The organism is Streptomyces albus subsp. albus, assembly GCF_000725885.1.
Classification (GTDB): Bacteria; Actinomycetota; Actinomycetes; order Streptomycetales; family Streptomycetaceae; genus Streptomyces; species Streptomyces albus.
On sequence record NZ_JODR01000011.1, the window covers coordinates 92,034 to 117,027 of the forward strand.

General features: G+C 72.6%; 21 protein-coding genes and 1 tRNA gene. 11 read left to right on the forward strand and 11 right to left on the reverse strand.

Annotation, left to right across the window (positions count from 1 at the left end):
- Positions 1–21 precede the first annotated feature (21 nt).
- Together IO40_RS0114170 and IO40_RS0114175 are read left to right on the forward strand one after the other, a co-directional pair.
- Positions 22–1,464: an NAD(P)/FAD-dependent oxidoreductase gene (locus IO40_RS0114170; protein ID WP_016472678.1), complete on the forward strand. Its 1,443-nt coding sequence runs from the start codon at positions 22–24 to the stop codon at positions 1,462–1,464.
- Positions 1,465–1,870: 406 nt separating this feature from the next.
- A complete protein-coding gene (locus IO40_RS0114175) occupies positions 1,871–3,307 on the forward strand; it encodes an SAM-dependent methyltransferase (protein WP_016472679.1) in 1,437 nt (478 codons plus the stop codon).
- 137 nt (positions 3,308–3,444) lie between these two features.
- Here the strand turns inward: IO40_RS0114175 and IO40_RS0114180 are convergent, their stop codons facing one another.
- Positions 3,445–5,988, reverse strand: a complete 2,544-nt coding sequence (locus IO40_RS0114180; protein WP_016472680.1) for an ABC transporter permease — start codon at positions 5,986–5,988, stop codon at positions 3,445–3,447.
- Between the two features lie 63 nt (positions 5,989–6,051).
- Positions 6,052–6,867: an ABC transporter ATP-binding protein gene (locus IO40_RS0114185; RefSeq protein ID WP_016472681.1), complete on the reverse strand. Its 816-nt coding sequence runs from the start codon at positions 6,865–6,867 to the stop codon at positions 6,052–6,054.
- 643 nt (positions 6,868–7,510) lie between these two features.
- On the opposite strand from IO40_RS0114185, the gene IO40_RS0114190 reads away from it, so the two are divergent.
- Positions 7,511–7,596: transfer RNA gene (locus IO40_RS0114190), tRNA-Leu, on the forward strand.
- Positions 7,597–8,211: 615 nt separating this feature from the next.
- Here the strand turns inward: IO40_RS0114190 and IO40_RS0114195 are convergent.
- On the reverse strand, positions 8,212–8,577 hold the full coding sequence (locus IO40_RS0114195) for a hypothetical protein (protein WP_031175510.1): 366 nt from the start codon (positions 8,575–8,577) through the stop codon (positions 8,212–8,214).
- Positions 8,578–8,850: 273 nt separating this feature from the next.
- Here IO40_RS0114195 and IO40_RS0114200 point away from each other — a divergent pair, with 273 nt between their 5' ends.
- Together IO40_RS0114200 and IO40_RS0114205 are read left to right on the forward strand one after the other, a co-directional pair.
- The gene (locus IO40_RS0114200) at positions 8,851–9,633 is read left to right on the forward strand and encodes an SDR family NAD(P)-dependent oxidoreductase (protein WP_031175511.1); all 783 of its coding nucleotides are present in this window, start codon (positions 8,851–8,853) and stop codon (positions 9,631–9,633) included.
- A gap of 123 nt (positions 9,634–9,756) precedes the next feature.
- A complete protein-coding gene (locus IO40_RS0114205) occupies positions 9,757–10,980 on the forward strand; it encodes an aminotransferase-like domain-containing protein (protein WP_106963895.1) in 1,224 nt (407 codons plus the stop codon).
- Here the strand turns inward: IO40_RS0114205 and IO40_RS0114210 are convergent.
- Positions 10,977–12,473, reverse strand: a complete 1,497-nt coding sequence (locus IO40_RS0114210) for an MFS transporter (protein WP_030406408.1) — start codon at positions 12,471–12,473, stop codon at positions 10,977–10,979. The genes IO40_RS0114205 and IO40_RS0114210 overlap by 4 nt on opposite strands.
- Before the next feature lie 153 nt (positions 12,474–12,626).
- Between IO40_RS0114210 and IO40_RS0114215 the strand changes: the two genes are divergently transcribed.
- Complete coding sequence (locus IO40_RS0114215) at positions 12,627–13,244, forward strand: TetR/AcrR family transcriptional regulator (protein ID WP_041968981.1); 618 nt, start codon at positions 12,627–12,629, stop codon at positions 13,242–13,244.
- A 50-nt stretch (positions 13,245–13,294) separates the two neighbouring features.
- On the opposite strand, the gene IO40_RS0114220 is transcribed toward IO40_RS0114215, so the two are convergent.
- Complete coding sequence (locus IO40_RS0114220) at positions 13,295–13,849, reverse strand: MarR family winged helix-turn-helix transcriptional regulator (protein ID WP_031175513.1); 555 nt, start codon at positions 13,847–13,849, stop codon at positions 13,295–13,297.
- A gap of 130 nt (positions 13,850–13,979) precedes the next feature.
- On the opposite strand from IO40_RS0114220, the gene IO40_RS0114225 reads away from it, so the two are divergent.
- Complete coding sequence (locus IO40_RS0114225) at positions 13,980–14,534, forward strand: DoxX family protein (protein ID WP_030406405.1); 555 nt, start codon at positions 13,980–13,982, stop codon at positions 14,532–14,534.
- Between the two features lie 146 nt (positions 14,535–14,680).
- Positions 14,681–15,541 (forward strand): Bax inhibitor-1/YccA family protein, encoded by an 861-nt coding sequence (locus tag IO40_RS0114230; protein WP_016472690.1) that lies wholly within the window; start codon positions 14,681–14,683, stop codon positions 15,539–15,541.
- 228 nt (positions 15,542–15,769) lie between these two features.
- Here the strand turns inward: IO40_RS0114230 and IO40_RS0114235 are convergent, their stop codons facing one another.
- Positions 15,770–15,997 (reverse strand): DUF4287 domain-containing protein, encoded by a 228-nt coding sequence (locus IO40_RS0114235; RefSeq protein ID WP_016472691.1) that lies wholly within the window; start codon positions 15,995–15,997, stop codon positions 15,770–15,772.
- Positions 15,998–16,113: 116 nt separating this feature from the next.
- Between IO40_RS0114235 and IO40_RS0114240 the strand changes: the two genes are divergently transcribed.
- A complete protein-coding gene (locus IO40_RS0114240) occupies positions 16,114–16,452 on the forward strand; it encodes a hypothetical protein (RefSeq protein ID WP_016472692.1) in 339 nt (112 codons plus the stop codon).
- A gap of 65 nt (positions 16,453–16,517) precedes the next feature.
- Here IO40_RS0114240 and IO40_RS0114245 read toward each other — a convergent pair whose 3' ends face one another.
- The 3 genes from IO40_RS0114245 to IO40_RS0114255 form a co-directional block, all read right to left on the reverse strand.
- The gene (locus IO40_RS0114245) at positions 16,518–17,669 is read right to left on the reverse strand and encodes a hypothetical protein (RefSeq protein WP_016472693.1); all 1,152 of its coding nucleotides are present in this window, start codon (positions 17,667–17,669) and stop codon (positions 16,518–16,520) included.
- A gap of 257 nt (positions 17,670–17,926) precedes the next feature.
- Positions 17,927–19,147 carry an acetyl-CoA C-acetyltransferase gene (locus IO40_RS0114250; RefSeq protein ID WP_016472694.1) on the reverse strand — a complete coding sequence of 407 codons (1,221 nt, stop codon included), beginning with the start codon at positions 19,145–19,147 and terminating at the stop codon, positions 17,927–17,929.
- A 367-nt stretch (positions 19,148–19,514) separates the two neighbouring features.
- Positions 19,515–20,552, reverse strand: a complete 1,038-nt coding sequence (locus IO40_RS0114255; protein WP_016472695.1) for an SGNH/GDSL hydrolase family protein — start codon at positions 20,550–20,552, stop codon at positions 19,515–19,517.
- Between the two features lie 281 nt (positions 20,553–20,833).
- Between IO40_RS0114255 and IO40_RS0114260 the strand changes: the two genes are divergently transcribed.
- Complete coding sequence (locus tag IO40_RS0114260) at positions 20,834–22,222, forward strand: cystathionine beta-synthase (protein ID WP_016472696.1); 1,389 nt, start codon at positions 20,834–20,836, stop codon at positions 22,220–22,222.
- Positions 22,223–22,717: 495 nt separating this feature from the next.
- Here IO40_RS0114260 and IO40_RS0114265 read toward each other — a convergent pair whose 3' ends face one another.
- Positions 22,718–23,647 carry a LysR family transcriptional regulator gene (locus tag IO40_RS0114265; RefSeq protein WP_016472697.1) on the reverse strand — a complete coding sequence of 310 codons (930 nt, stop codon included), beginning with the start codon at positions 23,645–23,647 and terminating at the stop codon, positions 22,718–22,720.
- 115 nt (positions 23,648–23,762) lie between these two features.
- Between IO40_RS0114265 and IO40_RS0114270 the strand changes: the two genes are divergently transcribed.
- Positions 23,763–24,290, forward strand: coding sequence for a sugar O-acetyltransferase (locus IO40_RS0114270; protein ID WP_016472698.1), 528 nt, complete (start codon positions 23,763–23,765; stop codon positions 24,288–24,290).
- Positions 24,291–24,409: 119 nt separating this feature from the next.
- On the opposite strand, the gene IO40_RS0114275 is transcribed toward IO40_RS0114270, so the two are convergent.
- Positions 24,410–24,835, reverse strand: a complete 426-nt coding sequence (locus IO40_RS0114275; protein WP_030406399.1) for a hypothetical protein — start codon at positions 24,833–24,835, stop codon at positions 24,410–24,412.
- Between the last annotated feature and the right edge of the window lie 159 nt (positions 24,836–24,994).

The window sequence follows — 24,994 nt, forward strand, 5'->3', positions numbered from 1 at the left end:
GTTGGGTGGATACTCGATTTCATGAGCACCACGGAGCGTCCCCGAATCCTCGTAGTGGGTGGCGGGTACGTCGGTCTGTACACAGCGCGGCGCATCCTGAAGAAGATGCGCTACGGCGAGGCGACCGTCACGGTCGTCGACCCGCGCTCGTACATGACGTACCAGCCCTTCCTTCCCGAAGCCGCAGCCGGCAGCATCTCCCCCCGCCACGTCGTGGTCCCCCTGCGACGCGTGCTTCCCAAGGCCGAGGTCCTGACCGGTCGCGTCACCTCCATCGACCAGGACCGGAAGGTCGCCTCCGTCACGCCGCTGGTCGGTGACGCCTACGAGCTGCCCTTCGACTACCTGGTCGTCGCCATGGGCGCCGTCTCCCGCACCTTCCCCGTGCCCGGCCTGGCCGAGAACGGCATCGGCATGAAGGGCGTCGAGGAGGCCATCGGGCTGCGCAACCACGTTCTCGAGCAGCTCGACAAGGCCGACTCCACGCGTGACGAGGAGGCCCGCCGCAAGGCCCTCACCTTCGTCTTCATCGGCGGCGGTTTCGCCGGCGCCGAGACCATCGGCGAGGTCGAGGACATGGCGCGCGACGCCGCCAAGTACTACCCGAACGTGAAGCGCGAGGACATGCGCTTCATCCTCGTCGACGCGGCCCCCGGCATCCTGCCCGAGGTGGGCCCGAAGCTGGGCGAGTGGGGCCTCGAACACCTCAAGAAGCGCGGCATCGAGGTGTACCTCAAGACCTCCATGGACTCCTGCGTGGACGGCCACGTGGTGCTCAAGAACGGGCTGGAGGTCGACTCCAGCACCATCGTGTGGACCGCGGGCGTCAAGCCCAACCCGGTGCTCTCCCGCTTCGGCCTGCCGCTCGGTCCCAAGGGCCACGTGGACGTGGACGCCACCATGCAGGTCAAGGGCCTGGACTACGCCTGGGCCGCCGGTGACAACGCGCAGGTCCCGGACCTGGCCTCCGACAAGGAGAACGCGTTCTGCCCGCCCAACGCGCAGCACGCGCTGCGCCAGGCGAAGGTGCTCGGCGACAACGTCATCTCCGGGATGCGCGGCTTCCCGCAGGGCAAGTACAAGCACCACAACAAGGGCGCCGTCGCGGGCCTGGGCCTGCACAAGGGCGTCGCGATGATCGTCTTCGGCAAGACGAAGATCAAGCTGCGCGGCCGGCTGGCCTGGTACTTCCACCGTGCCTACCACGGCCTGGCGGTGCCGACCTGGAACCGCAAGATCCGGGTCTTCGCCGACTGGACGCTGGGCATGTTCCTCAAGCGCGAGGTCGTCTCGCTGGGCGCCATGGAGCACCCGCGCGGCGAGTTCTACGAGGCGGCGGCACCGGTGACGGCCGCGGCCCTCGCCAAGTCCGAGGCGTCCGCCGACACCTCGAAGGCCACCGCCGACAGCCGGGCGGACAGCCCGGTGGACGGCAAGGGGGAGAAGGCGACCGCCTCCTCCTGACCCGGCCGGGACACACAGCCGAGAACGCCGAAGGGGCGTGAGCCATCCGTGGGGCTCACGCCCCTTCGGCATGCCCGCGCAGGGGGAGGGGCCGCCCGGCGGGTCCGGCGTGCGGGTGTTGCCGTCTTTCGCTGCGGGCTGCCTTGCTGCAGGGCTACCCCGCGGCGTCCAGCCGGCGCCGCCGCACGGTGCCGTCCGCCGTCCCGTGGTGCGTCCGCTGGTGCCGTCCCGTGGTGCGTCCCGTGGTGCCGTCCCGTGGTGCCGTCTCCCGTGCCGTCCCGCCGCGCCGGGACGGCGCCGCCCTTACGACAACGGCCGGATTTACGTGCACAGTGGGCATACAACACCCCCCGATCGTGTTACGTGTAACGGGAATCCACCCCTTCCTGTCACGGAGGTGTGCTCAATGGCCGGTGCCGCCCAACGGATCGTCGCGCTCGCACAGCAGGTGCTGGGAGCCCCGCTCCCGGTCCGGGTGCGGGCGTGGGACCACAGCGAGGCGGGGCCGCCCGGCGCTCCCGTGCTGGTCATCCGCAACCGCAGGGCGCTGCGCCGGGTGCTGTGGCGGCCGGGCGAGCTGGGCCTGGCCCGGGCCTGGGTCGCCGGGGACATCGACGTCGAAGGGGATCTGTACGCGGCGCTCGACGTGCTCGCGGGACTGATCTGGGAGCGGGACGAGACCCCTGGTCGGCAGCAGCCGGGCGGCACGCCCGTGCGCGGCGCCGGCCGGCTGCGCAGCGCGCTGTCCCTCGCCCGTGATCCGGCCGTCCGCGCCGCCGCGGGCGAACTGCTCGCGCTGGCCGGGCCGTCGCTGCCGCCCCCGCCGCCCGCCGAGGAGGCCCGGCGCCGCACCGGGCTGCGCCACACGCTGGGCCGGGACCGCAAGGCCATCAGCCACCACTACGACGTCGGCAACGACTTCTACGAACTGGTGCTCGGCCCCAGCATGGTCTACTCCTGCGCCTACTGGCAGCCCGGCGGCACCCTGGAGGAGGCCCAGCGCGACAAGATCGACCTGATCTGCCGCAAGCTCGCCCTCCGCGAGGGGCAGCGGCTGCTGGACGTCGGCGGCGGCTGGGGTTCCCTCGTACTGCACGCCGCCCGCGAGTACGGGGTGCGGGCCGTCGCCGTCACCCTCTCCCGCGAACAGGCCGTCTACGGCCGCAAGCGCATCGCCGAGGAGGGGCTGTCGGACCGGGTGGAGATCCGCGTCCAGGACTACCGCGAGATCGACGACGGTCCCTACGACGCGATCTCGTCGGTGGGCATGGCCGAACACGTGGGCGCGGCCCGGTACCGCGAGTACGCCGACGACCTGTACGCCCTCCTCAAGCCCGGCGGGCGTCTGCTCAACCACCAGATCGCCCGCCGCCCGCTGGCCGACGAAGCGGCCTACACCGTGGACGAGTTCATCGACGCCTACGTCTTCCCCGACGGGGAGCTGGCGCCGGTCGGCCGTACCGTCGGCCTGCTGGAGCGGGCCGGGTTCGAGGTGCGGGACGTGGAGTCCCTGCGCGAGCACTACGCCCTGACGCTGCGCGCCTGGGTCCGCAATCTGGAGGCGGACTTCGGCCGTGCGGCCCGGCTGACCACCCCGGGACGGGCCCGCGTGTGGCGGCTGTACATGGCCGCCTCCGCCCTCGCGTTCGAGCACAACCGCATCGGCGTCAACCAGGTGCTGGCCGTCAGGACGCCGGAGTCCGGCGCCTCGGGCCTCCCGTTGCGCACCCGCACCTGGACCGCGGACGCGACGGCCTCGCCGCAGCACGAGGACGGCGGGGTCGGCGAGAACGGCGGGGACGGTGAGGACACAGCGGCCCCCGGGCAGGACGGCACGCCCTAGGGCCGGGCGGTCCGGCCGTGCAGGGGGAGCGCCGGGCAGCATCCACGCAAAAGCGCCGGGCGGGCCGGGAAGGGCCCGCCCGGCGCCTGTGCGACGGGGGTTTCACGGGGGCGCGGGCAGCGGCCCCCGGGGACGGCTCACTCCGTCTTGATGGCGGCCAGCATGTTGAGCCGGGCCGCACGCCGCGCCGGCCACAGCGCGGCGAGCACACCCACCAGGGCGGCCAGTGCGAGGAAGACGCCCAGTCGGCCCCACGGCAGCACCAGGGTGTAGGTGTCCAGCCCGGACCCGGCGATCAGCTCACCGGCGGCCCAGCCGAAGAAGATGCCCAGGCCGATGCCCAGCACCCCGCCGAAGAGCGAGATGACCAGCGACTCCAGCCGCACCATCCGCTTGACGCCGCGCCGGTCGAGCCCGATGGCGCGCAGCATGCCGATCTCCTGGCCGCGCTCGAAGACCGACATCGCGAGGGTGTTGATGACGCCGAGGACGGCGACGATGACGGCCATCGCGAGCAGCCCGTACAGCATGTTCAGCAGGATGCTGATCATCTGCGAGACGCCCTCGGAGATGTCCTTCTTGTCCTGGACGAGGATGGCCGGGTTGTCACCGAGCTGCTTCGTCAGGGCGTCCTTGACCTCTGCGCCGGCGCCGTCCTTGGTCTTGGCGAGGACCTGCATGTCCGCGACCTTGTCCATGTGCGGCGTGACGGCCTTGTTGTCGACGAGGATGCCCTTGATCATCTCGTTGCCCTTGTAGAGGCCGCCGACCGTCAGCCGCTCCTTGGCACCGTCGTCGTAGGCGACCTGCACGGAGGAGCCGAGCTTCCAGCCCTTCGCCTTCGCGGTGGAGTCGTCCACCACGATCCGCTTGCCGTCGTCCAGGCCCTGCCAGCCGCCCGCGGTGAACTCCAGCGCGGTGAGCTTGCCGATGCTGGCGCCGTTGACGCCGGTGAGGTACTCGGTGTCGCCGTCCACCTCGGCCGCCGCGTTGCGCAGCGGGGAGGTCGCGGTGACCTGGTCCGACTGGGCCAGCTTCTTCTCCACGGCGGGGGAGAGCGGGGTGTAGTTGGCCATCGAGATGGTGTAGTCGGCCTTGATCGAGGCGGAGGCCATCTTGTCGATGCCCTTCTGCACACCGCTGGCGATCACCGTCAGACCCGTGATCAGCGTCAGCCCGACCATCAGCGCGGAGGCGGTGGCCGCGGTCCTGCGCGGGTTGCGCACCGCGTTCTGGCGGGCCAGCTTGCCGCTCACGTTGAACAGCCGCAGCACCGGGGCAGCCGCCGCGATCAGCGGACGGGACAGCAGCGGCGTCAGCACGAACACACCGACCAGCAGCAGCGCGGCACCCAGCCCCATCGGGGCCTTGCCGGAGTCGCCGTCCATCTTCGTGCCCATCAGCACCAGCACGACGCCCGCGGCGGACAGCAGCGCACCGATGGTGTTGCGCACCACCAGGGAACGCGTCGAGGCGGGGGCGTGGAGGGCGCCCATGGCCGCCACCGGCGGGATCTTGGCGGCACGGCGGGCCGGCAGCCAGGCCGCCAGGACGGTGATGACGACACCCACCAGGAGGGAGATCACGACGCTGCTCGGCTCGATGACCAGCGGCCCGTCGGGCATGCTCCCCATGCTGCCGACGAGGGTTCGCAGCCCGGCGGCGATACCGACGCCCGCGGCCATCCCGGCCAGGCCCGCGACGGCACCCACGACCAGCGCCTCGATCAGCACCGAGCGGGTCACCTGGCGGCGGCCGGCGCCCACCGCGCGCAGCAGTGCCAGCTCCTTGGTGCGCTGGGCCACCAGCATGGTGAAGGTGTTGGCGATGATGAAGATGCCGACGAACAGGGCGATCCCCGCGAAGGCCAGCAGGCTGGTCTTCATGCCGGACATGCTGTCCTCGATCATCCGCGACTCGTCGTCGGCGAGCTGCTTGCCGGTGACGGCCTCGGCGCCCTCGGGCAGGATCTTCTCCGCCCGCTCCTTGAGCGCCGCCTGGGAGACGCCGGGCTCGGCCTTCAGCTGGATCTCGGTGTACTCGCCGGGCTTGGCGAACAGCCGCTGGGCGGTGGCGTTGTCGAACAGCACCAGGGTGCCGCCGGCCGCCACGTTGCCGTCGTCGGTGCGGAAGATGCCGGTGATCTTCTCCTCGCGCACGGGGCCGTTGACCGACATCCGCGCGGTGTCACCGACCTTGTAGCCGGTGCGCTCGGCGGTCTTGGCGTCCAGCGCGATCTCGCCGCGCTCGCGGGGCGCCACACCCTCCTTCATCGGGTAACGCGCGTCGGTGCCCTTGCCGTTGCCGCCCGCGTAGTAGTTGGCGCCCTGGGAGGAGAAGCCCTCGCCGACCAGCTTGCCGTCCTTGTCGGACAGCGCGGCGAAACCGGAGACGACACCGGTGGCCGACTCGGTGCCCGGCAGCCGGGCTGCCCCGTCGAGGGTGCGCTGGCTCAGCGGGGAGACGGTGTCACGGCCCTCCGGTGCGTCCCCGCTGTCCTGGCGGATGGAGACGTCGACGTCGGAGTAGCCCTTTTCGGAACTCTTGTGGAATGCCTCGGAGATGGTCGAGGTGAAGACCAGGGTGCCGGAGACGAACGCCACGCCGAGCAGTACGGCGAGCATGGTCATCAGCAGCCGGGCCTTGTGCGCGAGCACGTTGCGCAAGGCGGTACGGAGCATGGGGAAGTCCTGGTGGTCCTTCTGCGTGGGTCCTGGAAGGGGGCGCGGTGCCGGAAAGCCCGGTCAGCTCCGGCGGGCGCGGGCGTCGAAGGACTTCATCCGCTCCAGCACGCTCTCGGCCGTGGGAGCGGTCATGTCGTCGACGATGCGGCCGTCGGCGAGGAAGACGACGCGGTCCGCGTAGGCGGCGGCCACCGGGTCGTGGGTGACCATGACGACGGTCTGCCCCAGCTCGCGGACGGAGTTGCGCAGGAACCCCAGGACCTCGGCGCCGGCCCGGGAGTCGAGGTTGCCGGTCGGCTCGTCACCGAAGATGATCTCCGGCTTGGAGGCCAGCGCGCGGGCCACCGCCACGCGCTGCTGCTGGCCGCCCGAGAGCTGGTTGGGCCGGTGCTTGAGCCGGTCGGCCAGGCCCACGGTCTGGATGACCCGGTCCAGCCACGCCTTGTCGGGCTTGCGGCCGGCGATGTCCATGGGCAGCGTGATGTTCTCCAGCGCGGTGAGCGTCGGCAGCAGGTTGAACGCCTGGAAGATGAAGCCGATGCGGTCGCGGCGCAGCCGGGTCAGCTTCTTGTCCTTGAGGCCGTTCAGCTCGGTGTCGCCGATGCGGGCGCTGCCGCTGGTGATCGAGTCGAGGCCGGCCATGCAGTGCATCAGGGTGGACTTGCCGGACCCGGAGGGGCCCATGATGGCGGTGAACTCGGCCTGCCGGAAGTCGACCGACACATGGTCGAGGGCGATCACCTGGGTCTCGCCCTGGCCGTAGACCTTGCACAGGTCCGTGGCCCGTGCCGCGGCGACGCCGGTGCTGGAGTGGGCTGCGGGGGCTCCGTAGTGCGGGCCACCCGCGGAGTGGTGCGGACGGGTGCTGGTCGTCACGGCGCGGTGCTCCTGTCGGGACGTGGACGGAGGAAGAAATCGGAAAGTCGGAACTTCCGACTGACCTCCATCGTTCCGTGCGCTCCGCGTCACCGGATCAGCCCCCGCTCCGGTTTCCGGGGCAGTCCTGGGAGGTAGCTCGCGGCGGCGTTGTCATCCTTGGGTATGAGGGCGGACCCTGAGAGGGACGAGGAGCGGCCACGGGTGCGAGGGTGCTTGTACGGGGCCCGGCCGGGGTGCGCGCCTGGTGCCGGGTGGGGCCGCCGGGAGGGGTGCGCGCGGGCCGCCGGGAGGGGGTGCGCATCGCGTGCCGGGGGGGTGTCCTCGCGGAGTGCGGGCCGGTCGGCTGCGGGGGCGCTCACCAGGCCCTCGGCTCAGGCCAGTGGCATATGCCATCGGATTGGAGCGCTGGTGACCGAACGGTCGAACGTCGAGTTTCCGTCATTTCTGGCGCGCACAGGCCACGGGTCAGAGCGCTGCGAAGTGGCGCATGTGACGCTGATGCCCCGTCAGTTGCCAATAAAATAAGACAACATCGGTCTGTCGATCCGCTGTTCGGGGGATGACCCTGGATAGGCTCATCCCGCGTCCTGGGGAGGGCCGGGTGCGCCCGGCGGTGCACGAAGCGGTCCCGGAGACCGGTGCCCGGATGGTGGAATGCAGACACGACGAGCTTAAACCTCGTTGGCCTTGAGGGCCGTGCCGGTTCGAGTCCGGCTCCGGGCACCAACCGACTTGGGACGGCTGCCGCACCTCCCCGGCACGGCGCCCTCCCCGGCCCCTGCGGCGGCACGCGCGCCGCCCGCGCGCATCCACCGCGCACGCCGCCGAAGTCGTCGCCGTCCCGCACGGCGTACGCGGCGCCGGCGGCGTCCGACAGTCTTTTGAGTGACAACCGGACCATGGGGTCACCCTCCCCGGTGGCACGGTCATCTTTGGCGCGAAACGGACGGCGCACCTCCGGGCAGCGCCCGCCCCCACGCGCCGCCCCGCCCCCACCCGGAGCCGCTGCGGAGCCGCGCCGCACGCCGCCGCCCCGGTTTCCGTACCCCGGCCGGCACGGGTGCGGCCCGACCCGCCGGGCGCCCCTGCCGGCCCCCGGCCCCGGTCAGTACGCTGCGGCTTCGCCGGGCGGCCCGGCGCCGGGCTGTGCCGTGTCACCCGGCACCGGAGCGCGGAAACACGGAAGCCGAAAGCCCGAAAGCCTGCAAGACCGGGCAGCGCTGACGGCACGACAGCGTTGACGGCACGACCCCGCTGACGGCACCGAAGGGCGGGCAGCCCGGACAGCCCGGGGCCCCGGGGTACCGCGGGGCGGCCGGCCACGCCGGGCGGGGCTCGCGTTCAGCCGGCGTGGGTCTCCAGCCGGAGCCGCAGCTGCTTCTCCTGGTCGCCGGCCACCTCCAGCACCTCCACCACGCCGAAGGCGTCCAGCAGTGCGCGGTGCAGGCGCTCGACCGCGTAGGGCGATCCCTGCAACTCGGCCGTCACCCGCGAACCGAGCGGCACCGACTGCGGCCGGCCGCCGTCGCCGGAGACGTCGAACCGCGACATCCAGACGTTCGCCTTGCGGCCTTCGGGGCGCAGCTCACCCCAGTCCGAGGGGTACATCCCGCTCAGCACCCCGAAGACCGCCTCGGCGTCCTCGCAGGCACAGTCGCTGAGCTCCACGGATACCTCCATCTCCCCTTCGGACATCTCCGCCGTCATCTCCGGGCCTCCTTCTCTCGCCTTCTCGCCGGCTCGCTGGTCATGGGCTCGCGGGCTCGCGAATCGCTCCAGGCCCAATATCGGCCCGCAGGTACCCGTTCGGCGTGATCCCAACCGGCGATTCGCCGGCCCGACCGTCACGGCTGACGCGACCGGACGCGGACAGGCCCGCACCCGCCCCCGCGCACCGGCCCCGCGACGGGCTCCGGGCCCGCCCGCGCACCGGCCCGGAATCCGCTTGAGGGCCTCCGTGCCCGGTGCCAGGGTGACCGCATGATCGACCCGGGACTCCGTGGACGCACCGTGCTGGTGACCGGCGCCGTGGGCGGCATCGGGGAGGCGACGGCCCGCGCTTTCGCCCGGCTGGGGGCGCGTATGGCGGTGCACTGGCACCCGGGCGCGGCGAGCCCGCCGGGGGTGTCGTACGCCCACACCTCGCCGGGCCGCGAGCAGGCCGAGGCGCTCGTCGGGGAGCTGCGGGAGGAGGGGGCGCCGGACGCCGTCCTGATCCCGGCGGATCTCGCGGACCGGGACGCGGTCCGGACGCTGCTGGCGGCGGCCGGTGCACGTGTCGGTCCCGTCGACGTGCTCGTGAACAACGCCGCGCACTGCGAACTCCCGGACGGCTTCGGAGACCTGACGCTGGACGGGCTGGAGCGCAGCTACCGGGTGAACACCTTCGCGCCCGCCCTGCTGACCGCCGCACTGGCCCGGTGCGGGCGGCCCGCCGCCGTCGTCAACATCTCCACGGACGCCGCCCGCGCCTTCCCCGGGCAGACCGCCTACGGCACCTCGAAGGCGGCCCTGGAGGCCGTCACCCGGGCGGCGGCGCTCGATCTGGGGCCGCACGGCATCCGGGTCAACGCCGTGGCGCCGGGACCCGTGCAGACCGGCTGGATGCCGCGGGAACTGGTCGAGGAGGTGGTGCCCCGCATCCCGCTGCGCCGGGTGGGGCTGCCCGAGGACATCGCCGACGCGGTGGTCTTCTTCGCCTCCGACCAGGCCCGCTGGATCACCGGGCAGGTCGTCCAGGTGGCCGGCGGCCATGCCCTGTGACCGCTGCGCCGCACACCCCGGGCGGGCACAGGAGCGGGGGCGGCGGAGCGGGCGCCACGGGGCCCCTGCCCACATACCGGATATCACTGGGTGCGGCCCCTCCCACGTCTCTAAGCTGCGCCAATGACTCCCAGCACGCTCATGGGTCCCGCCCCGGCCGCAGCCCCCGCACCCCCGCTCGCCGCCCGCGCCGCCTCCGTCGGCGCCTCGCCCGTACGGGAGATCCTGGCGCTCACCGAACGCCCCGAGGTGATCTCCTTCGCCGGCGGTCTGCCGGCCCCGGAACTGTTCGACGCCGACGGCATACGCGCCGCCTACGACCGGGTGCTGGCCGAGGAGCCCCACCGGGTGCTCCAGTACTCGACCACCGAGGGCGATCCGGCCCTGCGGAACGCCGTCGCCGAGCGGCTGACCGGGCGCGGTCTGGCCACTGGTCCCGACGCCCTGCTGGTCACCACCGGCTCGCAGCAGGGCCTCACCCTGCTGGCGACCGCACTGCTGGAACCCGGCGACACGGTGGTGGTGGAGAACCCCACCTATCTGGCGGCCCTCCAGTGCTTCGGTTTCGCCGGCGCCCGCGTGGTGCCCGTCCCCTCGGACGAGGACGGGATCGACCCGGAGGCGCTGGCCGAGGTGGTCGAGCGCGAGCGGCCCAAGCTGCTCTACCTGGTGCCCACTTTCCAGAACCCGACCGGCCGCACGCTGCCGCTCGCCCGCCGGCAGGCGGTCGCCGAGGTGGCGGCACGGCACGGCCTGTGGGTGCTGGAGGACGACCCGTACGGCGAACTGCGCTTCGAGGGGGAGCACCAGCCGTGGCTTTCCTCGCTGCCGCAGGCGGCCGACCGCACGGTACTGCTGGGCAGCTTCTCCAAGGTGATGGCCCCGGGGATGCGGCTCGGCTGGCTGCGGGCGCCCGCAGCGCTGCGCCGCGCCTGCGTCATCGCCAAACAGTCCCTCGACCTGCACTGCTCGACCGTCGACCAGGCCGCCGCCGCCCGCTATCTGGCGGACAGCGACCTGGACGCCCATCTGGCGCGGGTCCGCGACGCCTACCGGGCGCGCCGTGACGCCCTCGTCGACGGGCTGGCCGCCGCGCTGCCCGACGGCAGCACCTGGAACCGTCCGGAGGGCGGCATGTTCGTCTGGGCGCGGCTGCCGGAGGGGCACGACGCGACCGCGCTGCTGCGGGAGGCCGTCGCCAGGGACGTGGCGTACGTGCCGGGTGCGCCGTTCTTCGCCGGGACGCCCGACCCGGCGACGCTGCGGATGTCCTTCACCACGCACACACCCGAGGAGATCCGGGAGGGGCTGCGGCGCCTCGCCGGTGTGCTGCGCACGTCCCGCTAACGGGACACCGCCCCGGCAGCCGGAGCACGCGGCTGCCGGGGGCGGGGCAGGACGAGGGCCAGGACGGCGATGACGGCGAGGGTGAGCGTCATGGCGGCGAACACCCGTCCGTAGGCGTCCCCCTCCGGCCCCGCGACCGCGGACAGCGCGGCCAGCCCGAGCGCCCCTCCGAACTGCTTGGCCGTGTTCAGCAGTCCGGAGACGGCACCGGCGTCCTCGGCGGCGACCCCGGAGGTCACCACGGCCGTCGCCGGGGTGACGAATATGGCGCCGCCCAGGGAGAAGACCACGGCCGGTCCGAGTACACCGCCCAGGTAGCCGTCGCCGGCCGTCACGGTGCTCTGCCACAGGAATCCGGCCCCGCACAGCGCAGCGCCCCACAGGATGAGCGTGCGGTGTGCGAAACGGCGCATCAGACGGGGCGTCACCCAGACGCCCGCCGCGGCGCCCACCAGGGTGTGGGGCAGGAAGCCGAGCCCGGTGCGCAGTGCCGAGTAGCCGAGCGCGTCCTGCATGAAGAACGTCAGGAAGTACCAGACGGGGATCTGGAGGCAGGCCCCCGCCAGCAGCACCACCGTGTTGCCGACGGCGACCGTACGCCGCCGCAGCAGCCGTGGCGGGATCAGCGGCGCGGGCGCCCACCGGGCCTCGATCAGGGCGAACAGTCCCAGCGCCAGGGCCCCGGCCGCCAATGCGGACAGAGTGACCGGATCCCGCCAGGACCCCTCCCCGGTGCGGCCGGCCCCGTAGGTGAGGGCCGCCATGGCCACGGTGACGGTGAGAGCGCCGGGTACGTCCAGCCGGGGCCGGGCGCCGGCTGGGACGGCCGCACCGGTCCCGCGACCGCCGTCGTCCCTGTCGCTCCCGTCGTCTGTGCGGCTCGCGGCATCGGTGATGCCCGCGCCCCCCGGTGCGGCCGGTGCGGTACGCGGCCCGGGCAGCAGGCGCAGGGCCGGCAGCAGTGCGGCGCATCCCACGGGGACGTTGACGAGCAGGACGGCGCGCCAGGAGAGCGTTTCGGTGAGCAGACCGCCCAGCAGATTGCCGGCGGCGCCGCCGACCGAGGAGACGGCCGTCCAGACGGCCAGTGCCCGGATGCGGCGCGGTCCCTCCGGGAAGGCGGTGGTCAGCACGGTCAGTGTGGCGGGCGCCAGCACGGCGGCGCCCACTCCCTGGGCGGCCCGGGCGGCGATGAGGAACCCGGGGGTGGTGGCGAGCCCGCCGGCCAGGCAGGCGGCCGTGAAGAGCGTCAGGCCGCCCGTGAAGGCGAACCGGTGGCCGCACAGATCGGCCAGCCGTCCACCGGGCAGCAGCAGGCCGGCGAAGGCGAGTGTGTAGGCGGTGACGACCCAGGAGAGACCTTCGCCGCCCGGTGCGAAACCGAGCGCGTCCCGGACGGCGGGCAGCGCGACGTTCAGCACGGACACGTCCAGCACGACCATGAACTGCGCCGTGCAGACCAGTGCGAGCACGGCTCCTGCCCTGGATGCCATGGCCTTCCCTCCCGCCGGCCCGCACGGACAGGCTTTTCCGATGTGGTCACACCGTAAAGCCGTCCTGGAGGGTTTTTCAATGTGGCAACATTGGGATACGGAGACGGGGGGCGCCGGACGAGGGCTGCCCGGTCCGGGGAGAAGGAGAAGCGCATGCCGCCGAGCGCACGCACCCGCGGTCGCGGGCCCGGTCTGCACCACGACCGCAGGCGCGCGGAGATCGCCGACGCGGTCCTCGCCGTCGTCGCCGAGCACGGGCTGCCCGGCGTCTCGCTGACCGAGGTCGCCGCACAGGCGGGTGTCTCACCCGGGCGGGTCCAGCACTACTTTCCGGCGAAGCGGCAGTTGATCGAGGCGGCGTTCGACCGGGGCAACCGGCGCAGCGAGGAGCGCATCCGCTCCCGTCTGGGCGCCGACCCCGAGGACGCGCCGCCGAGAGAGGTGCTGGCCGTGGTGCTGGACGAGCTGATCCCCCACGACGCCGCGTCCCGGGCGCACATGAGGGTGCGTCACGCCTTCAACGCCGGTGCGCTCGCCGACGACGCCGTCGCCGGACGGGTCCGCGGCCTCTACGCCGAGCTGCGCACCCGGCTGGCGGACTGCCTGCTGAGGGCGGGGGTGCTGCGCGACGGCGGCGAACCGGAGGCCCTGGCCGTCACTCTGGTGGCCCAGGCGGAGGGGCTGGCCTACCACGTGCTGTTGGGGACCGTGCCCGTCTGCACCGCCCGCCGCACGGTGCGCGCCGCCCTCGACGCCGCGCTGCCGGACTGACGTACCCCGCGCCCCGTCCCGTCCCGCCCCGCTCCCCGGCGCGGCTGCGGTCAGGAGGAGGAGCCGGGCCTGTCGTCGTCCGGGCCGCTGCTTCCCCGGGTGCCGCTGTCCGGGGTGCTGCCGCCGTCGGGGCCGCCGTCGGGCCGGCGTGCCGGGCGCAGTTGTGCGCCGACCCGGCCCAGCGCGCGGGCGAGGACGTCGATCTCCTCGTCCTCCAGTGCGTCGATCAGTGCCGCGCGGACGGCCGTGACGTGGCCGGGAGCCGCGGCCCGCAGGGTGTCGCGTCCCTCGTCGGTGAGGACGGCGAGGACGCCGCGCACATCGGTGGGGCAGGAGCGGCGCCGCACCAGTCCCTGCTTCTCCAGCTGGCCGACCTGGTACGTCAGATTGCTCTTCGAGGTGAACAGCCCCTCGGCCAGCTCCGTCATACGGATCCGGCCGCCGGGTGCCTCCGCGAGCCGGACGAGGATCTCGTACTGGGGATGGGAGAGCCCCGCTTCCTCCTTCAGCTGCTGCTCCACGCGGCGCGAGACCCGGCTGGTCGCCTCAAGGAAGCCGTGCCATGCCGCCATCTCTCGCTCGTCGAGCCACCGGGTCTTCGCCATGTGGCCATCCTAGAGGTTGTTCAAATTCGAACTCAGTTGTTACGGTCGGTGGCCCGCAATTCGAATTTGAACAACTCGACCGACCGTCGCGCGCCCGGTCCGCGCGCCCAGCAGCAGGAGGCCTGGCCCCATGCCGTCCCCCCACCTCACCGAGACCGCGCCCACCCCGGCCGCCCACGCCGACGCGGGCCCCGCCGAACAGCGGGGACTCGACGTCGGACTGCTCGTGCTGCGCCTCGCGGTCGGGCTGACCGTCGCGGCGCACGGCTCCCAGAAACTGTTCGGCGCCTTCGGCGGCGGTGGCATCGACGGGACCGCCCAGTTCTTCGGCCAGGCCGGCTACCCCTCCCCGAAGGCCATGGCCGTCGTCGCCGGGCTCACCGAGACGCTGGGCGGACTCGGTCTCGCCCTCGGCCTGCTCGCCCCGCTCGCGGGCGCCGCGGTGTTCGGCACCATGCTCAACGCGCTCGCCGTCAAATGGGGCGGCGGCTTCTTCGCGCCCGCCGGCATCGAATACGAACTCCTGCTGGTGGTGGCCGCGATGGCGCTCACCCTCACCGGCCCCGGCCGGCTCGCGGCCGACTCGCTGCTCCCGCTGCCGCGACCGCACCGGCTCGCGCACGGCGCCGGCGCCCTGCTCCTCGGTGCCGTGCTCGCGGGCGTCGTCCTGCTGCTGCGGTCCTGACCCGGCCGGGTGAGGCGGCGGCACCTGTGTGGCACAGGGAACAATCGGCGTCTTTTCTTCGTTGTTGACTCTGCACTAGCGTGCTGTTTTTACTAACGCATTACGCTGGACTGCGAGGCCGCGCCGTGTGGCCATGGAGGAGTGAGATGAGGAGCAGTAACCCGGTCTTCTCGCGACGGGGTTTCAGCCGCGCAGGCGGCTACGCCGGCTTCAACGCACAGCAGCAGCCGCCGCAGGCCGGGAACCCCTACGCGACGAATCCGTACGCCCAGCAGGCCAACCCCTATGCCGCCCCGCAGCCGCAGGCACCCGGTCAGCCGTACGCGCCGCCGGCGGCCCCGCCGTCCGCCGGACGGATGACGATGGACGACGTGGTCGCCCGTACGGGTATGACCCTCGGCCTCGTCGTCGTCGCCGCCGCGGTGTCCTGGATCACCGGACTGTCGCTCGGCCTCGCCGTCGGCGCGGGCCTGGTGGCGATGGTGCTGGGGTTCGTGCAGTCGTTCAAGCGCAAGCCGTCGCCCGCGCTGATCCTCGCGTACGCCGCCTTCGAAGGTCTCTTCCTCGGTGCGCTGAGCAACTACGTCAACCAGTGGGTCAACGGCGCCGCCATGCAGGCCGTGCTGGGGACGATGGCGGTCTTCACCGCCGTGCTGGTGCTCTACAAGACCCGCATCATCCGCGTCACCCAGCGGTTCTACCGCTTCGTGATGGCCGCGGCCATCGGCTTCGTCCTGCTGATGGCGGTCAACCTGCTGTTCGCCGTCTTCGGCGGCGGTGACGGCCTCGGCTTCCGCAGCGGCGGCCTGGGCATCCTCTTCGGCGTCATCGGCGTCGTGCTGGGTGCGCTGTTCCTCGCGCTGGACTTCAAGCAGGTCGAGGACGGCATCGCCTACGGCGCCCCCAAGGAGGAGGCGTGGCTGTCGGCCTTCGGGCTGACGCTGACCCTGGTGTGGATCTACCTGGAGTTCCTGCGCCTGGTGGCCATTCTCCAGGGCGACAACTGACGACCGGCCGTCGTCCGGCGCACCCCACCGGGCGCGCCGGGCCGGCCGCCGGCCAGGAAGAGCGCGCACAGCACTCGGATACGCGAAAAGGGCCCCGGAAGGTGTTGTTCACCTCCCGGGGCCCTGCGCTGTGCCGGGGTGGCCTGCGCTGTGCCGTAGTGGTTCCGCCCCTCCTGGGGTGTCCTCAACGTCTTCGCATCGTGGTCCCGAACGCCACGTCGGCCGGGCCTAGCGGTGGCGCGCCGCGCGCCGCAGATCGTGCTCGTGGATGATCGCCTTTGCGTGCCCGTAGGCGAGGTTGTGGGCTCCGCGCAGCCAGCTCACCTTCTCCTCGAAGCGCAGGAGAGCGGGGCCTTCGTCCACGGTGCGCAGCCAGTCGGAGATCTCGCGGCCGGTGCACTGCGGGATGCGGGACAGCATGTTCCGGTGGGTCTCTTGGGAGAAGACTTGGGACATCGGCGCCTCCGGACGCTCGTGCAACGAGTCCTTGACGCCACGTTGCCTGAGTGTTGGGGCATTGGCAACAGTGCGGTAACGCCCGGCCCGCACGGCCGGCCGGATAGGGTGACCGGGTGCCGCACGTTGACACCCGACCCCTGACCGCCGCCGTCGAGCGGCTCGCCGACCGGTTGCGGGCCATGCCGCAGAGCACCCTGCGCCGCTCGGCCGCGGCCCACGGGCTCGCCCTGGCCCGCGAGTTGGCCGTGCTGGCGCAGCGCCTGGAGTTCCCCGGCCGGCAGCCCCGGACGATGCCCGACGCCGGGATCTTCGCCGTGGGCGACCAACTCGCCGTCGCCGGGCACGATCTGACCGCCGCCTTGGAGGCGGCACCGCCCAAGACCGCCGAACCCGTGCTGCGCGAGGCGACGGAGGCGGTCCGGGCCGCGACGGCAGCGGTCAGCGCGGCGTGAGGGTGGCGGTCGGCGGGGTGTGACGGCAGCGGCCAGGCGCGCGGCCGTGGCCGTGACCGTGACCGTCAGAGGGGTGTGATGACCCGGTCGGCCAGCAGGTAGGCCGTACTGCCGTCCGGGTAGCCGAAGGTGAGCGCGTAGGAGCCGGCGATGCCGGAGCCGCCCATCAGCACCGGGGCCTCACCCCGGCGCACGGCGTCGGCCAGCGCTTCGCTGGTGGCGCGGTGCCCCGGCGAGAGGCAGACCGTCGTACCGTCCTCGAACACGTACAGGTCGAGCGTGCCCAGCGGACCAGGCCTCACGTCGGCCAGCGGCACCTGTGCGTCCGCCAGACCGGCGAGCCGCTCGATGGTGCGCTCGTGGTAGGTGACGGTCGGCGCGGGGGAGGGCGCCGCGCCGGGCACGACCGGCTCCCCGTTGAGGTTGTAGTCGGGCTGGGAGGGGTGGCGGCGGCGGGCCGCCGCCAGGTCCGGAGGCTCCTCCTCGGCCGCGGCACCGGACCGCTCGCCACGGCCCGCGCCGGACGCATCGTCCTGCGAGCCGTCACGCAGGGTGCGGGACGCCGGGTCGGCTTCCGGACGCTGCGGGAGGTTCTCGTCCACGTCCACCTCCAGGCTGCCGTCCATCGGCGGAAGACCGCCGGGGCCGGTGTGCTCGTCCCAGGCGGTCCCGGCGTCCGGGTTGCGGTCCCCGTCCTCGGGGCCGGGCTGGCGCGGGATGAACAGTTCGCCCGCCACCGGGCCGGAGCCCGGCAGCGCGTCCGTCTCCGCGGCCGGTCCGGCGGCGTCCGCGGCCCGGGCGCAGTCGAGGAAGTGGTCACTCAGGTCGCCCGGGGCGATCTCGGCGATCTCGTACTCGGTGCCGTGGCCGGCCAGCAGCCCGCCGGAGCCGGGGGCCGCGTCCCGCGCCTCCTGGGCGGCCCAGAAGGCACGTGCCTCGGCCAGTTCGCGCTCCCGCTCGTCGGCCAGCGCGGCGGCGACGGCGGCGCGGATCTGCCGGGCGAAGGCGCTGTCGGCCTCCTCGTCCCCTCCCGGTGCGGCCTTCGCGGCCGTCCGGGCGGGCGGTACCGTGCCGGTGCCCTCCGCCTCGGCCGGCGCCAGCTGTGCACGCAGCGCCGTCAGCTGCCGGCGCAGCCCGCGCGCCGTGTGCAGTGCCGCACCGCCCAACGCGGTGGCCACGGCCGCCGCGCACAGCAGGATGAGGGATATGGCGCTCACTGACTTGACTCCCGGTTCCGGTTCGATCCCCCCGACGCGGTCCCCCCGGTCGTTGTCCCTGAATTCCTACAGCAGCGCTGCGGGGAAGGAAGTCCAAGGTTCTCCGACCGTAGTGCAAATCCCGGCGAAAGGGACAGGCCATGAGTCGGGCCGCGCTCGACCGCACCGCTGTGACCTGCGGCAATGCCGCGCCCCCAGGGTGTATATCACATCCTGGGGGCGCTTTTGTCTCATCGGCGTATAGGCGGTTCGAACGATCAGCTGAGCCGTTCCAGCACCATCGCCATGCCCTGGCCGCCGCCGACGCACATCGTCTCCAGTCCGAACTGCTTGTCGTGCCACTGGAGCGAGTTGAGCAGCGTGGTGGTGATGCGGGCCCCGGTCATCCCGAAGGGGTGACCCACGGCGATGGCCCCACCGTTGACGTTCAGCCGGTCCAGGTCGATGCCCAGGTCCTGGTAGGAGGGGATGACCTGCGCCGCGAACGCCTCGTTGATCTCCACCAGGTCGATGTCGCCGATCGACATGCCCGCGCGGGCCAGCGCCTGCTTGCTGGCCTCCACCGGGCCGTACCCCATGATCTCGGGGGAGAGCGCCGAGACACCGGTGGAGACGATCCGCGCCAGCGGGGTGACGCCCAGCTCACGCGCCTTGGTGTCGGACATGATCACGAGTGCCGCGGCGCCGTCGTTGAGCGGGCAGCAGTTACCCGCGGTGACCAGGCCGTCCGGGCGGAAAACGGGCTTGAGCGCCTCCACCCCTTCGAGGGTGACGCCCGGCCGCGGGCCGTCGTCCTTGCTGACGACGGTACCGTCCGGCGTCGTGACGGGGGTGATCTCGCGCTCCCAGAAGCCGTCGGCGATGGCCTTCTCCGCCAGGTTCTGCGAGCGCACGCCGAACTCGTCCATCTCGCGGCGGGTGACGCCCTTGTGCCGGGCGAGGTTCTCGGCGGTCTGGCCCATCGCGATGTAGATGTCCGGCAGCCGGCCGTCCTCGCGCGGGTCGCTCCAGCCCTCGCCGCCCTTCTCCGCGCGGGCCGCGGTACGGGCCTCGGCGTCGGCGAAGACCGGGTTGTGGGTGTCGGGCAGCCCGTCGGAGGTGCCCTTGACCGAGCGGGAGACCATCTCGACACCCGCGGAGACGAACACGTCGCCCTCACCGGCCTTGATCGCGTGCAGCGCCATCCGGGTCGTCTGGAGGGACGAGGAGCAGTAGCGGGTGATGGTGCAGCCCGGCAGGTGGTCCATGCCCATCTGCACGGCGACCACCCGGCCCAGGTTGTGGCCCTGCTCGCCGCCGGGCAGTCCGCAGCCCAGCATCAGGTCGTCGATGTCGGCCGGGTCCAGTTCCGGCACCTTGGCCAGGGCCGCCTTGACGATCTCGGCCGTCAGGTCGTCGGGGCGCAGGTCCTTCAGGGAGCCCTTGAAGGCACGGCCGATGGGGGAGCGGGCGGCGGAGACGATCACTGCTTCGGGCATCTGGGCTCCTGGGGGTCGGCGGGTGGCGGTGGACAGCGGTACGACGGCTCCGGGCGGCTGCGGCACAAGCTCCTCGGCTCGCCGCGGCAGCCGTTCCGCGCCGTACGCAGCGGAAGCTACCCGCCCGTAGGGTCCGGGTCACGGCCCGCACGGTGTGATGCGGACCTCTTCCCGCTGATTCCCACGGTTCGCTGCCACCGGCCCGGTGGTCAAGGCGCCGGTCCGCCCACCGGATGCGGCTCCCGTCCGGCCGGGAGGCGGCACCTGCGTTCCCGGCCCGGAGACGTTCACCTTGCGTGCCCGGTCCGGGTGCGTCACCTGCGTTCGGGTCCGGAGACGTTCACCTTGCGTGCCCGGCCTGGAGGCGTCACCTGCGTTCGGCCTCACGTTCGTGCTGCGGGGTGGCCTCCTCCGGGGGCGGCAGCCGGCGGCGGCGCCGGTGTTTGAGCAGCGCCCACGGGCCGCGCATCCCGGTGACCTCCGTACCGCCCTCGGCCGCCGCCTCCGCCGCGGCCCGCGCGACCGGCAGCACGCCCTCCCGGCGACGGCTGTCGGGCCGCTCGTCCTCGGTGGGCCACAGCCCGAGGGCCGCGCACAGGGTCGGCAGCACCGCCATCGCCGCCGTCGCATAGCCCTCGGCGGACGGGTGGTAGTTGTCCGGGCCGAACAGTTCGCGCGGGTTCGCGGAGAACTCGGGGCCGAGCAGATCGCCCAGCGACACCGTACGGCCGCCCTCCTCCACCACGGCGATGGTCTGCGCCGCGGCCAGCTGACGCGACAGCCGCCGCGCGATCCAACGCAACGGCTGTCCCACGGGCTCGACGCTGCCCAGGTCGGGGCAGGTGCCGACGACCACTTCGCAGCCCGCCGTGCGCAGCCGCGCCACCGCGTCCGACAGATAGCGGACCGAGCGCGCCGGGGGCATACGGTGCGTGACGTCATTGGCGCCGATCATGATGACGCACACGTCCGGCGCCTCGGACAGCTCCCGCTCGCTCAGCAACAGGGTGACCTGCCGCTCCAGATCGTCCGACATGGCCCCCGAAAGAGCGACATTGCGCAGTTCCACGGGGCGTTCGGCGACGGCCGCCAGCGCGGATGCCAGCAGGGCGCCGGGCGTCTGGCGGGGCCGGTGCACGCCCTGCCCCGCCGCTGTGGAGTCGCCCAGGAAGGCGAGCCGCAGCGGACGTCCCGGGTACAGCCTGCCGAAGGCGCTGCCGTACAGACCGTCAGCCTTGGGCGGCTCGTCCTCCGAGCCGCCGATGTGACGTTTCGCCATCTGGAGTTCGGTGAAGAGCAGCCCGACGGCCGCTCCGCCGACAAGGCCGAGCCCACCACCTCCGTAGGCCGCTGCGGTAGCGATCCGTCGGGCCACTCTGGCGCTCGACGCCTTCGACATCGGCATTGTGCTCTTCCGCCTCCCGGGATGTTCGTGCTGGGGTGGATGGGTTGGATGGGGTGCGTGTGCCGGTTGGATGGGGTGCGTGGGTCATCCAGGTTCCGTTCTGCGGTCACGGGGAGTGGTGAACTCCGCCTCGCGCGCCGGGGCTCGAACCCCTTATGACTGTGTTGCCCGGTGCGGACCATGCTGCAACGCGCCCCCCGGGTGCGCGTGTTGCCCAATATGGTGTCGGCACGGGCCGGCGACCCCGCGGCCCGCGACCCCGACTACGCGCGGAGACCACGGTGCAGTATCACGAGTCGATGATCGAGCTTGTCGGCAACACCCCGCTGCTCAAGCTCAACAGTGTCACGGAAGGCATCCAGGCCACCGTGCTGGCCAAGGTGGAGTACTTCAACCCGGGCGGCTCCGTGAAGGACCGGATCGCACTGCGCATGATCGAGGCCGCCGAACAGTCGGGCCGGCTGCGGCCCGGCGGCGTCATCGTCGAGCCCACCTCCGGCAACACCGGCGTCGGCCTGGCCATCGTGGCCCAGCAGAAGGGCTACCGCTGCCTCTTCGTCTGCCCCGACAAGGTCTCCACCGACAAGATCAACGTCCTGCGCGCGTACGGCGCCGAGGTCGTCGTCTGCCCCACCGCCGTGGACCCCGAGCACCCCGACTCGTACTACAACGTGTCCGACCGGCTCGTCCGCGAGACCCCCGGCGCCTGGAAGCCCGACCAGTACAGCAACCCCGACAACCCCCGCTCCCACTACGAGACCACCGGGCCGGAGCTGTGGGAGCAGACCGACGGGCGCATCACCCACTTCGTCGCCGGCATCGGCACCGGTGGCACCATCAGCGGCACCGGACGGTACCTGAAAGAGGTCAGCGAAGGCCGCGTACGGATCATCGGCGCCGACCCCGAGGGCTCCGTCTACTCCGGCGGCTCGGGCCGCCCCTATCTGGTCGAGGGCGTCGGCGAGGACTTCTGGCCCGACGCGTACGACCGCTCCGTCACCGACGAGATCGTCGCCGTCTCCGACAAGGACTCCTTTCAGATGACGCGGCGCCTGGCCAAGGAGGAAGGGCTCCTGGTCGGCGGCTCCTGCGGCATGGCCGTCGTCGCCGCGCTGGAGGTCGCCCGCCCGCTCGGCCCCGACGACGTGGTGGTCGTCCTGCTGCCGGACAGCGGACGCGGCTATCTGAGCAAGATCTTCAACGACGAGTGGATGAACGACTACGGCTTCCTGGAGGAGGGCGGCACCACCGGCGCCCGGGTCGGTGACGTACTGCGGCACAAGGCCGGCCCCATGCCCTCCCTCGTCCACATGCACCCGGAGGAGACCGTCGGCGAGGCCATCGAGGTGCTGCGCGAGTACGGCGTCTCGCAGATGCCCGTCGTCAAACGCGGGGCGGGACACCCCGATGTGATGGCCGCGGAGGTCATCGGCTCCGTCGTGGAACGGGAACTGCTCGACGCGCTGTTCGCGCAGCGGGCCTCACTGGGGGACCCGCTCGACAAGCACATGAGCGCACCTCTGCCGCACGTGGGGGCGGGGGAGGACGTGGGCGAACTGATGGCCGTGCTGGAGCGGGCGGACGCGGCGGTCGTCCTCGCGGACGGCCGGCCGAGCGGGGTGGTCAGCCGGCAGGACCTCCTGGCGTTCCTCGCCCGCGACGGCCGCTGAGGCCGGACACCGCCTTCCTCCGCGCCGGGCGGCCCGGCGCGGAGGAAGGGAGATCACTGTTCGGAGTGGCGCCGGGCGCGGTGCTGGGTACGGCCCCGTGCGGAGGAAGGGAGATCGCCCCTCCGGCCCGCACCGCCGAGGGGTGCTGACCGTTGCCGGTTCCTGTCCCCGGGAGCGGGAGCCCGTGGTGTCCGTCCGCCGGGCGGGCCTGCCGGGGGACTCGGCCCCGTGGTGGCCGGCGGGGCGCCCCCGCAGCGCGGCGAGGGCTGCCGGCACAGCGACCGCCAGCCCGGCAGGTCCCACAGCGGGGGCGCACCCCGGCCGGCCGCGAGCATGCGGGGTGCGGCGACTCCCCAGCTTTTGCTGCCGCTGCCCCGGCGTCACCCGACTCCGCCTCGCCGCCTGGTGGTTGACTCCCGGGGCGGCCCCGTGCCCGCACCGACGCCCCGGCCCCGCCGGGAGGGGCCGGGGCGGGTCCGCCGACCGGGCGCCCGGTCAGCGGGCCACCCACTCGGGCACCCACACGTCGTGCGGGGTGCGCGGGCGGGTGCTGCGCAGATGCTCGCGCAGTGCGGTCAGCACGGGGTGCCGGTCCCCGCTGCGGAACAGCAGGACGTGCGGGTAGACCGGGGTCGGGCCGTGCAAGGGGATGCGCCGCAGATCGTGGGCCTGCGGCCACAGGTACCGGTCCCCGCTGCCGACGAGGGTGGCCAGCGAGGCGGAGTCGGCCAGCGCGTCCATCAGGGCCTCGTCACCGAAGTGGGGGCCGAGCGCGTCGATGCTCAGGCCGAAGGTCTCGGAGAGCGCCTGGTAGAACGCCGCCCACTCCGTGCCCGGCCTGATCCCGGGAACCCAGATGCGGTGACCGGCCAGGTCCGCCGGGGTGGCCCGGTGCGCGCCGGCCAGCGGGTGGCCGGGGCCGACCAGCAGTTCCAGGGGTGCGTCCAGGAGCCGTTCGGTGCTGATCCCGGCCGGTACCTGGTCCGCCGGCAGGGCGCGGAAGGACGCGTCGACGCTCCCTTCGAGCACCGCCTGTGCGGCCTGGGCGGCGTTCTCCTCGCTCAGCGTGACCGCGTCCAGGTCGGTCCCGGGGCGGGAGCGGTAGAACCGGTAGACGGCCTGCGCGGGGGAGATGCGCCGGTTGAGGACATCGACGCGCAAGGGGCGGCTGCCGGGGCGTACGGCCTGCTCGGCCTGTTCGACGGCCGCCAGCACTCTCTTGGCGTGCGGCAGGAGGACCTGTCCGTCCGTGCTCGGCCGGGAGCCCCGGGGAGTCCGTACCAGGAGTGTGGCCCCCAGCTGCCTTTCCAGGGCCGCGATCCGTTTGGAGACCGCCTGCTGGCTGATCCCCAGCTCGTCGGCCGCGGCCTGGAACTGGCCGCTCCCGGCGACGGCCACGAACGTCCGCAGTGCTTCCACATCCACGCCGGCCAGGGTATTCCCACAACCGTCAGTTGTGGCTGCCGTGGGGCACGGTTGTTTGATCGCCACTTCGGGGCGGTGGTGGGATCACCGCATGTCCACCCGAACAGAGCAGGTCATGTACGTCCGTACGCCGGAGTTCGCGCGTCATGCGGAACGGATCGCGGAGGTGACGGATGCGACGTCCCGGCTGAACGTGCTTCCCTTCAGCGACAGCGAAGGCCGAGCGGAACTACTGTCGGTTGTGTTCGGCGGCCCGCTGCCGGAGTCGGTGACGATCTACCCGCCGTTCTTCACCGAGTACGGGCTGAACACGACGTTCGGCGAGAGAGTCTTCGTCAACCAGGGATGCACCTTCATGGACAAGGGAGGCATCCGTATCGGCGACCGCGTCATGATCGCCCCGAAGGTCAGCCTCATCACCGGAGGCCATCCACTGCCCCTGGCCGAGCGCCGCGAGTACCTCTCCTTCGCCCCGGTCGTCATCGAGGACGACGTCTGGATCGGGACGGCGGCCGTGGTCACGCAGGGGGTGACCATCGGTGCCGGTTCGGTGGTGGCCGCCGGTGCGGTGGTCACGCGTGATGTCCCGGCCGGCACGGTGGTCGCCGGAGTGCCCGCCCGGGTGATCAAGACGGCCGGCTGAGCCCGCTGCCCCACTCCCCGCACGCGGCAGCTCCCCGGCAACGGTCCGCTGCCCCGTCAGCCGTCAGCCGTCAGCCGTCAGCCGTCAGCCGTCGTCCGTCAGCCGTCAGCCGTCGTCCGTCAGCCGTCGTCCGTGCGGCGGTCGGCGGGGCCGAACCAGGTGCGGCTGGCCTGGACGGCGTTGACCGCGACGACACCGGCCCAGCACACGAACAGGCCCGTGAGCCCCGCGTTGACGACGGCGATGGCGGACAGCGGGATGGCCAGGACGAGGGAGGCCACGGCGAGGCCGAGCCGGGCGCCGAGGCCGTCGGGGTAGGCGGGCGAAGCCGATGCGGGGCGGCCCGTGGCGGAGCCGCGTGCCAGCACCATCTGCTGCTCCGCGAGCTGGCGGCGCACCCGCTTCTCGACGACCGTGTCGAGCCGCTGCTCCACCTTCTCCAGGAACCCGTCGATCAGCTCGTCCTCGTACTCGGGTCCCAGCTCCTTGCGGGTCTGGAGGGTCGCGTCGAGTTCCCTCTTCAGCTCAGGGTCGGGTGCGCTCATGCCTTCACAGTACGAGGTGCGGCGGCGGTGAGCAGTGGTGCTAGCACCACTGCTCACCGCCGTCCTCGGCGGCGATTTTGCGCGAAGCTGATCGAATGATCTCTTGACGCGTCATCTTCAAGCACATAGCTTTCCGGCATCCGGCTCCAAGGAAGGCTC

Coding starts and splice junctions, on each gene's coding strand:
- IO40_RS0114205 (WP_106963895.1), top strand. CDS start 9,757: ATGACTCCCAGCACGCTCATGGGTCCCGCCCCGGCCGCAGCCCCCGCA.
- IO40_RS0114195 (WP_031175510.1), bottom strand. CDS start 8,577: ATGACGGCGGAGATGTCCGAAGGGGAGATGGAGGTATCCGTGGAGCTC.
- IO40_RS0114255 (WP_016472695.1), bottom strand. CDS start 20,552: ATGCCGATGTCGAAGGCGTCGAGCGCCAGAGTGGCCCGACGGATCGCT.
- IO40_RS0114200 (WP_031175511.1), top strand. CDS start 8,851: ATGATCGACCCGGGACTCCGTGGACGCACCGTGCTGGTGACCGGCGCC.
- IO40_RS0114175 (WP_016472679.1), top strand. CDS start 1,871: ATGGCCGGTGCCGCCCAACGGATCGTCGCGCTCGCACAGCAGGTGCTG.
- IO40_RS0114235 (WP_016472691.1), bottom strand. CDS start 15,997: ATGTCCCAAGTCTTCTCCCAAGAGACCCACCGGAACATGCTGTCCCGC.
- IO40_RS0114270 (WP_016472698.1), top strand. CDS start 23,763: ATGTACGTCCGTACGCCGGAGTTCGCGCGTCATGCGGAACGGATCGCG.
- IO40_RS0114215 (WP_041968981.1), top strand. CDS start 12,627: ATGCCGCCGAGCGCACGCACCCGCGGTCGCGGGCCCGGTCTGCACCAC.
- IO40_RS0114230 (WP_016472690.1), top strand. CDS start 14,681: ATGAGGAGCAGTAACCCGGTCTTCTCGCGACGGGGTTTCAGCCGCGCA.
- IO40_RS0114275 (WP_030406399.1), bottom strand. CDS start 24,835: ATGAGCGCACCCGACCCTGAGCTGAAGAGGGAACTCGACGCGACCCTC.
- IO40_RS0114250 (WP_016472694.1), bottom strand. CDS start 19,147: ATGCCCGAAGCAGTGATCGTCTCCGCCGCCCGCTCCCCCATCGGCCGT.
- IO40_RS0114180 (WP_016472680.1), bottom strand. CDS start 5,988: ATGCTCCGTACCGCCTTGCGCAACGTGCTCGCGCACAAGGCCCGGCTG.
- IO40_RS0114220 (WP_031175513.1), bottom strand. CDS start 13,849: ATGGCGAAGACCCGGTGGCTCGACGAGCGAGAGATGGCGGCATGGCAC.
- IO40_RS0114210 (WP_030406408.1), bottom strand. CDS start 12,473: ATGGCATCCAGGGCAGGAGCCGTGCTCGCACTGGTCTGCACGGCGCAG.
- IO40_RS0114225 (WP_030406405.1), top strand. CDS start 13,980: ATGCCGTCCCCCCACCTCACCGAGACCGCGCCCACCCCGGCCGCCCAC.
- IO40_RS0114170 (WP_016472678.1), top strand. CDS start 22: ATGAGCACCACGGAGCGTCCCCGAATCCTCGTAGTGGGTGGCGGGTAC.